Below are 12559 nucleotides of genomic sequence, written 5' to 3'. Positions count from 1 at the left end.
CGGCGTGGGTGACGAGGGTGTGGAGTGGGCCGCGACACGGGCGTGGGTCGAGTCGGTGTTGCCCGCCGGGGAGCGGGTGGTCGGCGCCGAGCGGCTGGTCGGTGGTTGGACGTCGGTGATGCGTCGCCTGCGCGTGGCCGGTCCCGCCGGTGAACGAGCGCTGGTATTGCGGTCGTTCGTGAAGCCGTTCTTCGTGCGGCACGCCGAGGGGCTGTTGGGCCGGGAGGCGGCGATCCTGGAACTGCTCGCCGGTAGCGGCATCCCGGCGGCGACGCTCGTGGCCGTGGACCCGCGCGGAGAGTACTGCGACCATCCGTCCCTGTTGATGTCGCTGCTCCCGGGGGAGATTCGGCTGGGTGACGACGACGGGGCGCAGCAACGGATCGTGTTGTCGGCCCGCTTGCTTGTCGCCGTACACGCGGTCGAGGTCGACGATCGCACCCGGCCCCGGGGCTATCAGGCGTGGACCTCCCCGGAACGGGTGCGCGTACCCGAGAGAACCGGGCGGCCCGAACTCTGGCGACGCGCGATCGACCTGATTCGCCGCGAACCGCCCCCGTATCGCGGACGCTTCCTGCACCGTGACTTCCACCCGGGGAACGTGCTCTTCGCCGGGCACGGGCCAAAGGCGCGGGTCGCCGGGGTGGTCGACTGGGTGGAGACCTCGTGGGGACCGGCCGACCTGGATGTCGCGCACTGCTCGACAGCGTCGGCCCTGCTGCACGGCCCGGCCGCCGCGATGGGCTTCGCGACCGCCTACGCGGCGGCCGGTGGGCGGCTTGCCGACGATCCGGCCGAACACCTGTACTGGCGTCTGCTCGACGCACTCGCCTTCGCGCCGGACGCGGAGAAGGTCGCGGTCCCGTGGCGGGAGTCGGGTCGCCCGGACCTGACCCCCGCGCTGCTCACCACGCGGCTGGAGGAGTACGTCGGCGCTCTGCTCGACACCTTCGACGTACCCTCGCGCCCGAGCTGATCGCTCCGAGGGGTGGGTTTCCTGGATCGACCCCGCGCACGCATCCCGGCGCCCGCGCGGAGCGATCCGAGACAGGCCGCGTGGCCGCCCGCGGTCAGGCGCAGGGCGTCCAGTGGCCGCCGGCGGCGGCGGAGGCGCGGATCGCGTCGAGGACTCGTTGGCCGGCCACGCCGTCGGCGAAGCCGGCGTGGCGTGGGGCCTCGGGGACCGGGGCGCCGTTGATCAGGGCGGCGAAGGTCGTGGCGAGCCTGGTGTACGGCGCGCGGTCGATGCCCATCGAGTGCAGGAGGTCGTAGGCGGTGTGCATCAGGTCGGACGGGGGTGCGATCGGGTCCGGGTTGGCCAGGTCGGCGGGGGTGTCGACGCGCCGGTCGCCATTGGCGTCGGCGAGCCAGACGTCGTCGAACTCGACCCAGGCCGTGCCGTGGGTACCGGCCACGCGCGTGGTCAGCAGCGGTGGTCCGTAGACCCCGGCGGAGCTTTGCAGCGTGCCTTCGACGCCGGTCACCGTGCGGAAACGGATGTTGAAGGTGTCCTCGGCGGTCTGCCCCGGCCGGTCGGCGACCAGCGGCAGGCCCGCGCTGACCCCGGCGAACTCGCCGAGCGTGTGCCGGATCTGGTCGATCCAGTGCGACGCGTGCGCCCCCAGCCAGCCGCCGCCTTCCTCCGCCCGACCCCACCACGCGGGTACCTCGGCGTCCGGCCCGGTCAGCACCGGGATGTGCAACAGCCAGGTGGCGAGCCGGGGCTCGCCGATCGCGCCGTCCGCGATCAACCGCGCGAGCAGGGCCTGCGAGGACTGCCAGCGGAACTCGGTGCCCAGCATGTGTACGACGCCGGCCTTCTCGGCGGCGTCCAGCATCCGGGCCGCCTCGACCGCGTCGGTCGCGAACGGCTTCTCGCACACCACGTGCTTGCCCGCCGTCACCGCCGCGATCACGATGTCGGCGTGCGTGTGCGGCGGGGTGGCCACGGTCACCGCGTCCACGCCGTCCAGCGCGAGCGCCGCGTCGAGATCGGTGAACGCGTGCGGCACCCCGAACCGCTCGGCCCGCTCGGCGGTACGCGCCGGGTCCCGGCCGACCAACGCCCGCACCTCGAAGCCCGCGTCCCGGAAGGCGGGCAGATGCGTGATGCATCCGAATCCGGTCCCCACGATCGCCACACCCAGCTTGTCCCGCGCCATGACGCCGCTCTCCTTTTCGGGGCCGAGGATGCCCGGGATCGGACCGGGACCGTGGCCGGTCGTCCGGGTCCCGGCCGGGCCGAAACGCGCGCCCACGGTAAGGGAAGCTGTCCAATTTCACCATCGCGCCGTGATGTGACGAAGCACATCCGACGGCGCCCGGTGGCGTCAGCCGATCCGGCGCGCCGATCCGCCCTCGGTGGTCAACCGCGCCCGCGCCATCCGGGTCGCCGCCTCCGCCGTGCCCCGGGTCAGGAACAGCCCGACGGCCTCGCGCGCCGCCTTCGGCGCCAACGCGGCCTCGACCTCGTCGGCGGGATACCCGAACACGTCGACGTCCCGCCACACCACCGGATCCGTGGTGGTGCCGGGCTCCGGTTCGAAAGTGATGGTGCGACACCCGTGCTCGGAGCCGGTCACGTCGATGCGCAGGGTGCCCAGGTGACCCCCGAAGCTCCAGAACTCCCGGTGGCCGTCATCCCCGTAGCCGGCGCCGGCACAGGACCAGTACGGGCGTACGTCCACCACCGTGGACAGCACCCACTGCGCCTGCGACTCGCTCATTTCGAACCGCAACGTCCCGGCGCCGCGCGGCAGCACCACCCCGACACCCGGCAGCAGTTCGAACATGACCCGATTGTGCCCGGGAAGCCCCGACGCGGGTGATCGGGACTCTGGTTCGATGATCACCCGTCGGGGGACGCGCCGCCCGTGGCCCTCCCGATCCCTCCACGCGAAGGGCGACACCACGATGACCCAGAGCCCCGCAGATCCGCCGACCACGCCCGAGACAGCGGATGCCCCCGACGCGCGTGCGGCGCGTGAGGCGCTCGACTTCGCCCGATCCGTATTGGCCGCCCAGCCGTTCAGCCGACTCGTCGGTGCCCGGGTCACCGCCTTCGGTGCCGGGGAGGCCACGCTGGAGGTGGACGTTCGCGACGAATTGCGGCAACAGAACGGCTACTTGCACGGCGGTGTGCTCGCCTATGCGGCCGACAACGCGATCACCTTCGCGGCCGGCAGCACGCTCGGCTCGGCCGTACTGACCGGCAGCGTCTCCGTTCAATACCTGCGCCCGGCGCTGGGTGCCACGTTGCGTGCCGACGCGCGGATCGTGCACGCCGGCCGCCGACAGGCGGTCTGCGACTGCACGCTGACCATGGTGTCCGCCGACGGCGGCGAGACGGTCTGCGCGATCGGTCGGGGCACGGTACTGGTGGCGAACGGGACCGGCGCGTGACGGGATGCCCACCCGACGAGATGCCCGCACGGCGGGACGCTCGCCCGACGAGATGCCCGTATGGCGAGATGCCCGCTTGGCGAGATGCCCGCTTGGCGGGACGCCGCGCGAGCGAGGCCCTCGTGACGGGATGCCCGCGCGACGACCGCCGACGCGTCCCGCTCGGCGCTCGGCGCTCGGCGCTCGGCGCTCGGCGCTCGGCGGGAAGGGGATGCCATAGCGGGCCGATGTCGCGTACCGTTGACTGTCGTCACGATGGCAACAGGATGATGAGGTGCCGGCATGCAGCTCCGTCCCTCCGCGCACGTCGACACGTTCTCCCGGGATCGGCTGCCGCCGGTCGAGCAATGGCCCGAGCTGATCTTCGACCTGCCGGACGTGCGCTACCCCGACCGGCTCAACTGCGCCGCGGCACTGCTCGACGACACCATCGCGCGACACGGGGCGCACCGACGGTGCCTGGTCACCCCGGACGAGACCTGGACCTACGGCGACCTGCTCACCCGCGCCAACCAGGTCGCGCACGTCCTGATCGAGGACCTCGGCGTCGTGCCCGGCAACCGGGTGCTGCTGCGCGGTCCCAACAACCCCTGGCTGGTCGCGAGTTGGTTCGGCGCGCTGAAGGCCGGCGCGGTCGTGGTGACCACGATGCCACTGCTGCGCGCGCACGAACTCGACGCGATCCACAACATCGGCAGACCCGCGGTCGCGCTGTGCGACCACCGTTTCACCGCTGAACTCGACGCGGCCGACACCCCGGGCCTGCGCGTACTCACCTACGGCGGCCCGGGCGAGGACACCCTGCCCGCCCGCTGCGCCGCGAAGAGCACCATGTTCGAGACGGTGGACACCTCGGCCGACGACGTCGCGCTGATCGCGTTCACGTCCGGGACCACCGGGCGGCCCAAGGCCACCATGCACTTCCATCGGGACGTGCTCGCCATCGCCGACACGTTCTCCGCGCACATCGTGCGTCCCGAGCCCACCGACCTGTTCACCGGCACGCCGCCGCTGGGCTTCACCTTCGGGCTCGGCGGCCTGGTGGTGTTCCCGCTGCGCGCGGGTGCGGCCACGCTGCTCCTGGAACGCGCGACGCCCGAGGAACTCGCCGCCGTGGTCGCCGAGCGGCGGGTCACCGTACTGTTCACCGCGCCCACCGCCTACCGGGCCATCCTCGGCGCGGGCCTCGCCGACCTGCTCGCCGGCGTGCGGCGCTGCGTGTCCGCCGGTGAGGCGTTGCCGGCGGGGGTGTGGCAGGCGTACCGGGACACGATCGGCCTGCGGATCATCGACGGGATCGGCGCGACCGAGATGCTGCACGTGTTCGTCTCCGCGGCAGACGACGCGATCCGCCCGGGCGCGACGGGGCTTCCGGTGCCCGGTTTCCAGGCCGTCGTACTCGGTCCGGACGGCAAGCCCGTCCCGGACGGCACCGCCGGGCAGCTCGCGGTGAAGGGCCCGACCGGGTGCCGGTACCTGGACGACCCGCGTCAGCTCGACTACGTGCGGGACGGCTGGAACATCACCGGGGACACCTACATCCGTGACGCGGACGGGTACCTCTGGTACCAGGCGCGCAGCGACGACATGATCGTCTCCTCCGGCTACAACATCGCCGGGCCCGAGGTCGAGGCGGTGTTGTGCACCCACCCGGACGTGGCCGAGTGCGGTGTGGTCGGCGCGACCGACGAGAGACGCGGCATGGTGGTCAAGGCATACGTGGTGCCGGCTCCCGGGGTGAGCGCGGACGAGGCGACCGTCCGCGCGCTCCAGACCTTCGTCAAGCGGACCATGGCGCCGTACAAGTACCCGCGGCTGATCGAGTTCGTCGACGAGTTGCCGCGCACCGGCACCGGGAAGCTGCGGCGCGGCGAACTGCGCCGGCGCGCGGCCGAGGGCACGCCGGTCGCCGGCGCGGAGGTGGACCCCGGATAGGATCGCCGGCGAACCAGACTCCGCGAGGAAGGCGACCATGGCGGAGACCCCGGCCCGGCCCAGCTCCCTGATCAACACCGTGTACGGCGCGTTCGTGCGCGGACTCGGCGGCTGGATCTCGATCGCCGACCTGATCGTGCTCATGGGCGAACTCGGCGTGGACGCGCCGGCGGTGCGATCGGCGATCTCGCGGTTGAAGAAGCGCGGCACACTCACGCAGGAGCGGCGGGACGGTACCGGCTATCGGCTCAGCCCGGCGATGGAGTCGATCTTCGACGAGGGCGATCGGCGGATCTTCGGCAACCTGGAGCCGGCTCGGCTCGAGGACGGCTGGGTGCTGGCGATCTTCTCGGTGCCCGAGTCCGAGCGGGCGCATCGGCATCAGTTGCGGTCGCGGTTGACGTGGCTGGGGTTCGGCAACGTGTCGCCCGGTGTGTGGATTGCGCCGGCGCGGCTGCTGGAGGATGCGCGGCGCACTTTGGTTCGGGTCGAACTCGCGGACTACGTACACCTGTTCACCGGCGACGCGGCGTTTGCGGAGCTGGGGTCCGCGGTGGGGGACTGGTGGGACTTCGAGGCGATCGAGGAGCAGTACGCGCTGTTCACCGACGAGTATGGGCCGGCCGCCGCCGAACTCGTGCGGCGTCCGGAGGTGGATCCGGGCGAGGCGTTTCGGACGTATGTTCCGATGCTTACGCAATGGCGGCGGTTGCCGTATCTGGATCCGGGGTTGCCTGCGGAGTTGTTGCCGGCGGATTGGAATGCGGTCGAGGCGCGGAAGGTGTTTTCGGCCCTGCGGTCGCTCCTTGCGGAGGGGGCGGGGCGGCACGTTCGGGAGGTTGCGGGGTTGGCCTCAGTCGCCGGCCGGGCTGATGGGTCGTTTGTCTGACCTCACGCGTCGGTCGGGCTGGGGTGGCCTCAAGCGCCGGCCGGGCTGGATTTTGGCCTCAAGCGCCGGCCGGGCTGATGGGTTGTTCGGCTGACCTCACGCGTCGGTCGGGCTGGGGTGGCCTCAAGCGCCGGCCGGGCTGGATTTTGGCCTCAGTCGCCGGCCGGGCTGATGGGTTGTTCGGCTGACCTCACGCGTCGGTCGGGCTGGGGTGGCCTCAAGCGCCGGCCGGGCTGGGTTTGGCCTTAAGCGTCGGTTGGGCTGGGTTTGGAGTTGGGTGCCGGCCGGGCTGGAGGGGGTCCGGCCGGCGGGTGGGTTAGACGAGGGTTTTGGTCAGCCAGCGGAAGACGTCGGGGACCATTCGGCGCCAGACGTCGGTGCCGTGGCCGCCGCCCGATATTTCGGCGATGGTGATTGCGGTGGGGGGCTTGGCGATGGATTTGAGCGCTTGGGCGTCGCCGTAGCCGTCGCCCTTTTCGCCGGCCAGGTAGAGGGCGACCTTCGGGGGCTGGGGGGCGTTCTTGAGGATGGTGAGCGGGTTCGAGGACTCGCGCAGGGCCGGGTCCTTCGAGGTGACCGAGTCGGGCTCGCCCTTGGGGTCGTTGTAGCCGGACAGGCTCACGCCCGCGCCGTAGCGGTCCGGGTGCAGCAGCGCCATCCGGGTCGCGCAGTGGCCGCCGGCCGAGTAGCCCGCGATGGCCCAGTGCTTGGGGTCGGACTCGGCGCGGAAGTTGTCGATCACCATGCGGCGCACGTCGCCGGAGATCCAGGTGTCCGCGTTGGCCTTGCCCGGCACGTCCGCGCAGCCGGTGTCCTCCTGGCCCGCGAGCAGCCTGGTCCGCGGCGAGACCAGGATGAACGGCGCCACCTCGCCCTTGGTCATCAGGGCCTTGAGCTGCTTGTTGACGTCCAGCGTGCCGAACCACGCCTTGGCCGAACCCGGGTAGCCGGGCAGCAGTTCGACCACGGGGAACTTCTTGTCCGCGAACGCCGGGTCCTTGTACTGCGGCGGCAGCCACACGTAGACCTCGGCCTCGACGGCCGACTGCGGACCCTTGAGGGTGGTCTCCTGGACGCCCTCGCCCATCTTGCCGTCCGAGGCGGGCTCGAACTTGGTGAGCAGCTTGACCTCGGGCGCGGGCGGCGGCGCCGGCTCGCGGGCCTCGGTCACGTGGCCGCCGCCGGTGCCGAGGAAGTCGTCCCAGGTGTCGTAGAGGCTGTTCGCGTTGTTGACCATCACGAAGACCATCAGGATGGCCGTCGCCTGGCAGGTCACCAGCATGAACAGCCGCGCGACGATCTTGACCGGTTTGGGTCCGGGGATGCGGTTCCACGCGATCATGGCCGCCGCGACGGCGGCGATCGCGAGCACGATGGTCGTTATATAGAAGGGCGTACCGGTCAGGCTCACTGTGGTCTTCCAGGGTGATTCAGCGACGGTCCGGACACGGTCAGTCGGTGGTGGGTGGGGACATGTGTCGGCCGAGCCAGCCGAGCAGGTCGGGGATCATCCGCTTGAAATGCGAGGTGAGATGCCTGCCACCGGGCTGCTCGTAGTACTCGATGCGCACGGGTGGCGCCGCCTTGGCGACGAAGGCCTTGACCAGCCGCACCTCGGCCGGATCCCCGCCGCCCGCGGTCGCGAGCACGTCGATCCCGGCCTTGCCCGCCGCGATGAGCTGATCCGGGCTGTTGGCGAGCCGTTCGGCCTCGTGGCCCTTCCACAGCGGCGAATCCGGGTTGAAGTAGCCGTCGATCGGCACCGCGACCTTGAACTGCTCCGGGTGTCGGAGTGCGAGCTTGACGCTGCAGAACGCGCCCGTGGACGCGCCCATCACACCCCATCCGGCCGGGTCGCGGAGCGTGCGGAAGTTGGCCTTGACCAGGTCGGGGATGTCCTGCGCCATCCAGGTGCCCATCTTCGGCTGACCCGGGATGTCGCTGCACTCCAGGCTGCGCTTCTCGTCCTTCTCCAGGTTCTGCACCGGCATCACCATGATGAACGGATGCGTCCGGCCGGCCTTGGCCTCCTGCACGTTCAGTTCCTGGATCGGCAACTGGTTGTCGGTCCAGGTGTTGTAGCCGTTGCTCTGGCCACCCGCGTACAGGGTGAGCACCGGGAAGCCGTGCTTCGCGTAGGCCGGGTCGTGGTACTCGGGAGGCAGCCACACCCACACCTTGCCGGTGACCCCCGACTTGGGGCCCGTGTACGAGGTCATCAGGATCGGCCCGACCGAAGTGGTCGTCGCGGTCGTGAAGTTCGTGGCAGGTCCGGTCGGCGTGACGACCTTGCTCGGCAGCGCGGGCTTCGCGGGCGGGTTCACCGGGTGGCCGCCGGACTGGGTCGGCGCGCTCGTGGACTTGGCGTTCTCCGCCGATGAGTCGCCGGACGAGCCGCACGCGGACGCGGTCACCGCGACGAGTACGGCACCGGCCAGTGCCGTCGCGCGACGACGGCGTGCGGAAAGGGAGTTCAAGGGAAGGGCTCCGGCAGGCGTTCAGGGGGTGGTGCTGTTGACAAAAACGACCCTAACCGGACGGCGAGACGGTCCTTCGACGGCTCTGTAACAGCCGTCCATCGATCGGTGGGACGAAAACAGCGTTTTCGTGATTTTACCGTGACCGAATCACTCCTTCGGTCGAGCACCGAGTGACATTCGGCGACGGCGGGGGTACCGGCGGAGACGCCCACGACGCCAGACAGGAGTCGCGTTTGTCTCTCACCGCACCCGTTCCGCGACCACCTTCGCCGGATTCGAGCCCGAGTTCGAGGTCGGCACCGATCCCGTCCACCCACGGACTGCGCGCGACGCTCGTGGTGGCGGTCGTGATGCTGCTCCTGATCGCGATCCCGTACCTGCTCAACCGCTCCGTCGTCGGGGCCGCGCCGGTGCACCTCGGCCAGGTGGTCACACTGGGCACGTTCCGGTACCACCCGGCACCCGGCTGGCAGATCGACCGGGGCGCTTCCCAGGCCGATCTGGTCAGCGTGTTGGTCAAGGGCGCGACGAGGTACCGGCTGACCCCGCTGGGTCGGCAATCCTCGGCGGCGAACGCGTTCAAGGCGGCGGCGCGGCGCTACGAGGCGACCGGGCGCGGGCGAGTCGGTGGCGATCCGGCCTCGGTGACCACCGCGCGCGGGCTCACCGGCCTGGTCGCGCCGATCAGCGGGAACACCGTGGCCGGCACGCTCACCGTGCTGGTCGGCGGCGGCCAGGGACTGGGCGTCTCGCTCACCGCGCGGCACACCGCGCCGCTGACCGAGGCGATCGCCGACGACGTGGTGACCATGCTCGACTCGGTGGAGGTGGTCGAGTCGTGAGCGTGGCTCCGCTGACCGACCGCCGGGGCCGGCGGGACGCGGGCAGCATCGTGCGGCCGGCGAGCGCGGCGTTCTGGCTGTATCCGATCGTGCTCGCGCCGGCCGCGGCGAGCGTGGTGCCCAACTTCATCCGGCTGTCCTCGGCGGCACCCTCCGGCGCGCTCGTACTGAGCGTGGTCATCCACACGATGTGGCTGATCCCGGCGCTCGCGGTGATCACCCACCTGGACCTGTTCGAGCGCGAGCCGCTGTCGTTCTGCGTGGCCGCCGTGTTGTGGGGCGGCGTGGTGGCGACCGGCTTCGCGCTCGTGGCCAACGACAACCTGCTCAGCTATCTGTCCAAGCTGGATCCCGCGTTCGCCACCGACTGGGGCGCCTCGATCTCGGCGCCGATCGTCGAGGAGACGCTCAAGCTGCTCGGCGTGGTGGTGCTGATCCTGATCAACCGACGAGTCTTCGAGAGCGTGCTCGACGGCTTCGTCTTCGGCGCGCTGGTCGGCCTGGGCTTCCAGGTGGTCGAGAACGTGATGTACGCGCTGAACGCCGCGATCCAGGCCGGCGAGACCTGGACCGGCGGGATCGTGGCCAGCTTCTTCGTCCGCGCCATCGTCAACGGGTTGTGGAGCCACGCGGCGTTCACCGCGATGACCGGCGCGGGTGTCGCGTACGTGGTGGTCGGGGTGCGGCGGCCGCTCGGGGTGCGGCTCGCGGCGGCCGGCGCGCTGTACGCGGTGGCGTGGGGCCTGCACTTCGTGAACAACTCGCCGCTCCTGGAGATCGTCCTGGGGCGCACCGACTGGTACCTGACCATCGTGCAGATCGTGCTCAACGGTCTGGTGGTGCTCGCCATCGCGAGCTTCGTCTATCGGCTCGCGGCCCGGCAGGAGTACCGCTGGTTCGCACACGCCGTGGGCGACGAGCCGGAACTGTTGCCGCTGCGCGAACTGGCCGCGCTCGCCTCGAACAAGACCCGCAAGGAGGCGGTGGAGGCGGCCCGACGCGAGCACGGCCGCAAGGCGGCCCGGGCGCAGAGCCGCTTGCAGCGCGCCCAGCTCGGCTACGGCGTCGCGCTGGCCAGGTCCACCGATCCGGACAACGACCCGGGTGTGGCCCGCTGGCACCGCCGGATCGACCGGGCCCGGGCCCAGGTGGTGGCCGCCGACGCGGAACCGCCCGACGCTCCCGACGCGCCGACGGCACACGCGAGAGTGCGCGGCGAACCCGACGCGCCGTAGCGCGCGTCGTCGGAGCCCGCGCTCGGTCGGGGCGGAAGCCGGAAGCCGACCCCGGCATCGGCGCCGAACCGGCCGTCGATGCCGGACCCGGCACCGCTGCCGACGCGTGGCGGGCTCTGCCCGGCCGAGTCAGCGGCAGGTGCGCGAGTCCGGCGCGGTACCGGCATCGGTCTGCCGAGGCCATTCGGTGTCCGGTGACCACTCGGCCGCGTCGAGGTCGGCGACGCCGTCCTCGCGCAGCAGGTCCCTGGGTGCGGTGCTGAGGTCGCGACGGCCGAGCGAGCGCACCACCAGGAGCACGGTCAAGCCGAGCAGACACGCGGACACGGCGAGCACGACGAGTCCGTCCATGGCGCTCCTCCCTACCTACATCTATAGGGCAGTTGCCCTCCATGGTCCCGTGCGAAGCCGGAGTTGTGAACCCGACCCCGGATGAACACCGGGCGACGGCTGTCGCGGCGGGCGGTCACCGGGCGTCCGGGGGATCACTGTCGGCCATGACCCGACGTTGTCGCTCGGTGCCCGTGTCGAAGAACGCGTCGAGGTACTCGGTCGGTTCCAGCGGGCTGTCCCGGGCCAGCGAGAAGACCTCCGTACCGTGTCCGACCTGCGCGTCGAACAGCCGGAACGCCTGCGCGAGACCCAGGTATTCGGCGTCGTTCACGTCGCGGGCGTATTCCAGCGCGTCCGCCTCGGCCAGCGCGATGGCCTCATCCAAGTCGGCGGCGCGCCACAGCGTGATGCGTTCCTCGTAGATGTCCGGCTGATGGCGGAACAGACAGCGCACGGAGTGCCAGGCGGGATCCTCGGCGGGGGTCGGGGCGTCAGTGGATTCGGTCACGCGGCCGAGTGTGCCGGCGCCCGGTCATGGGTTCGGCACGTTTGCCGGTCGAAGGGGTACGCCGGCGCTCCCGGAACCGGGCGGCCGGTGCCCGGTCGTTGCGGGGTTCGGGCGGGGCACCCGGTGACAATGGCCGGATGCGCGCACCGATCGAAGCCATGGACCGCAACCTTGCCGAGCACGCGTGCCACCTGCATCGGGTCACTCCCGGGATGCGGGTGGACGAGGACGACCGGGTGGTCCTCGCGGACAGCGGTCTGGCGCACGATTCGTACAACATCGTCGCGGGCGCGCGGCTGACCGCCGAGACGGTCGACGCGGCCGTCGAGCGCACGGTGCGCCGGATCGCGGCGACCGGGCGGCCGTTCTCGTGGTGGGTCACCCGGGGGTCGCGGCCGACGGACCTGGCCGAGCGGCTGGTGGCACACGGCCTGCCGGTCAACGAGACCGAGGTGGCCATGTGGGCGCGGTGGACCCGGAGCACGCCCGCCGAGGCCGCGCCGCCGGCCGGGTTGCGGATCGAACCGGTGCGCACGCGCACGGGGTTGCTCGACTTCGCCGAGGTGTTGTCGACGCTGTGGACGCCGTCCGCGGGTGATGTCGTGCGGTTCGTCGAACTGACCGCCGAGGCCGCGCTCGCATCGGCCGCGCGCTACCTGGTCGGGTACCTGGACGACCGGCCGGTGGCCACCGCCGAGGTGTTCGCGCACGCCGGTGTCGCGGGCGTGTACAACATCGCGACGTTGGCCACCCACCGCATGCGCGGGTACGGCGCGGCCCTGACCCGGGCCGCGCTGGACACGGCGGTCGACGAGGGGCATTCGGTCGCGGTGCTCCAGGCGTCGGCGGCCGGCGAACCGGTGTACCGGAAGCTGGGCTTCGAGGCACTCGGGCCGGTCACCGAGCACGCGTTCGCGAGGTGAGCGCGCGGGGCG

The 12559-nt window shown here is 71.4% G+C and carries 13 protein-coding genes; 7 read left to right on the top strand and 6 right to left on the bottom strand.

Annotated elements, in window-relative coordinates; all coding sequences use genetic code 11:
* Positions 1–4: 4 nt before the first annotated feature.
* The gene (locus ACIRL2_RS31430) at positions 5–976 is read left to right on the top strand and encodes a phosphotransferase family protein (protein WP_402236533.1); all 972 of its coding nucleotides are present in this window, start codon (positions 5–7) and stop codon (positions 974–976) included.
* Positions 977–1070: 94 nt separating this feature from the next.
* On the opposite strand, the gene ACIRL2_RS31425 is transcribed toward ACIRL2_RS31430, so the two are convergent.
* Together ACIRL2_RS31425 and ACIRL2_RS31420 are read right to left on the bottom strand one after the other, a co-directional pair.
* Positions 1071–2162, bottom strand: coding sequence for a Gfo/Idh/MocA family protein (locus ACIRL2_RS31425; protein ID WP_395873876.1), 1092 nt, complete (start codon positions 2160–2162; stop codon positions 1071–1073).
* A gap of 168 nt (positions 2163–2330) precedes the next feature.
* Positions 2331–2792, bottom strand: coding sequence for a hypothetical protein (locus ACIRL2_RS31420; protein WP_395873877.1), 462 nt, complete (start codon positions 2790–2792; stop codon positions 2331–2333).
* Between the two features lie 121 nt (positions 2793–2913).
* Here ACIRL2_RS31420 and ACIRL2_RS31415 point away from each other — a divergent pair, with 121 nt between their 5' ends.
* The 3 genes from ACIRL2_RS31415 to ACIRL2_RS31405 all read left to right on the top strand — a co-directional run bounded on the left by ACIRL2_RS31415 (position 2914) and on the right by ACIRL2_RS31405 (position 6226).
* Positions 2914–3402: a PaaI family thioesterase gene (locus tag ACIRL2_RS31415; protein ID WP_395873878.1), complete on the top strand. Its 489-nt coding sequence runs from the start codon at positions 2914–2916 to the stop codon at positions 3400–3402.
* 282 nt (positions 3403–3684) lie between these two features.
* The gene (locus ACIRL2_RS31410) at positions 3685–5337 is read left to right on the top strand and encodes an AMP-binding protein (protein ID WP_402236530.1); all 1653 of its coding nucleotides are present in this window, start codon (positions 3685–3687) and stop codon (positions 5335–5337) included.
* Positions 5338–5374: 37 nt separating this feature from the next.
* On the top strand, positions 5375–6226 hold the full coding sequence (locus ACIRL2_RS31405) for a PaaX family transcriptional regulator C-terminal domain-containing protein (protein ID WP_402236528.1): 852 nt from the start codon (positions 5375–5377) through the stop codon (positions 6224–6226).
* Positions 6227–6542: 316 nt separating this feature from the next.
* Here the strand turns inward: ACIRL2_RS31405 and ACIRL2_RS31400 are convergent, their stop codons facing one another.
* Positions 6543–7637, bottom strand: a complete 1095-nt coding sequence (locus ACIRL2_RS31400) for an alpha/beta hydrolase (RefSeq protein WP_395873881.1) — start codon at positions 7635–7637, stop codon at positions 6543–6545.
* A gap of 40 nt (positions 7638–7677) precedes the next feature.
* A complete protein-coding gene (locus ACIRL2_RS31395; RefSeq protein WP_395873882.1) occupies positions 7678–8703 on the bottom strand; it encodes an alpha/beta hydrolase in 1026 nt (341 codons plus the stop codon).
* 350 nt (positions 8704–9053) lie between these two features.
* Here ACIRL2_RS31395 and ACIRL2_RS31390 point away from each other — a divergent pair, with 350 nt between their 5' ends.
* Positions 9054–9548 carry a hypothetical protein gene (locus ACIRL2_RS31390; RefSeq protein WP_395873883.1) on the top strand — a complete coding sequence of 165 codons (495 nt, stop codon included), beginning with the start codon at positions 9054–9056 and terminating at the stop codon, positions 9546–9548.
* Positions 9545–10783 carry a PrsW family intramembrane metalloprotease gene (locus ACIRL2_RS31385; protein ID WP_395873884.1) on the top strand — a complete coding sequence of 413 codons (1239 nt, stop codon included), beginning with the start codon at positions 9545–9547 and terminating at the stop codon, positions 10781–10783. The genes ACIRL2_RS31390 and ACIRL2_RS31385 overlap by 4 nt, the downstream gene beginning before the upstream one ends.
* A gap of 129 nt (positions 10784–10912) precedes the next feature.
* On the opposite strand, the gene ACIRL2_RS31380 is transcribed toward ACIRL2_RS31385, so the two are convergent.
* Together ACIRL2_RS31380 and ACIRL2_RS31375 are read right to left on the bottom strand one after the other, a co-directional pair.
* Complete coding sequence (locus ACIRL2_RS31380) at positions 10913–11134, bottom strand: hypothetical protein (RefSeq protein WP_395873885.1); 222 nt, start codon at positions 11132–11134, stop codon at positions 10913–10915.
* 115 nt (positions 11135–11249) lie between these two features.
* Positions 11250–11624, bottom strand: a complete 375-nt coding sequence (locus ACIRL2_RS31375) for a hypothetical protein (protein ID WP_395873886.1) — start codon at positions 11622–11624, stop codon at positions 11250–11252.
* Between the two features lie 158 nt (positions 11625–11782).
* Between ACIRL2_RS31375 and ACIRL2_RS31370 the strand changes: the two genes are divergently transcribed.
* A complete protein-coding gene (locus tag ACIRL2_RS31370) occupies positions 11783–12547 on the top strand; it encodes a GNAT family N-acetyltransferase (RefSeq protein WP_395873942.1) in 765 nt (254 codons plus the stop codon).
* Positions 12548–12559 lie beyond the last annotated feature (12 nt).

The sequence above is a fragment of the Embleya sp. NPDC127516 genome (assembly GCF_044765325.1).
GTDB lineage: Bacteria > Actinomycetota > Actinomycetes > Streptomycetales > Streptomycetaceae > Embleya.
The sequence above is the reverse complement of the archived record's forward strand: the minus strand, read 5'-3'. Positions and strand labels throughout refer to the sequence as shown.

Bases quoted from the DNA above. Each gene is read 5' to 3' on its own strand.
- ACIRL2_RS31425 (WP_395873876.1), bottom strand. From the start codon at position 2,162: ATGGCGCGGGACAAGCTGGGTGTGGCGATCGTGGGGACCGGATTCGGA.
- ACIRL2_RS31420 (WP_395873877.1), bottom strand. From the start codon at position 2,792: ATGTTCGAACTGCTGCCGGGTGTCGGGGTGGTGCTGCCGCGCGGCGCC.
- ACIRL2_RS31415 (WP_395873878.1), top strand. From the start codon at position 2,914: ATGACCCAGAGCCCCGCAGATCCGCCGACCACGCCCGAGACAGCGGAT.
- ACIRL2_RS31410 (WP_402236530.1), top strand. From the start codon at position 3,685: ATGCAGCTCCGTCCCTCCGCGCACGTCGACACGTTCTCCCGGGATCGG.
- ACIRL2_RS31405 (WP_402236528.1), top strand. From the start codon at position 5,375: ATGGCGGAGACCCCGGCCCGGCCCAGCTCCCTGATCAACACCGTGTAC.
- ACIRL2_RS31380 (WP_395873885.1), bottom strand. From the start codon at position 11,134: ATGGACGGACTCGTCGTGCTCGCCGTGTCCGCGTGTCTGCTCGGCTTG.
- ACIRL2_RS31370 (WP_395873942.1), top strand. From the start codon at position 11,783: ATGGACCGCAACCTTGCCGAGCACGCGTGCCACCTGCATCGGGTCACT.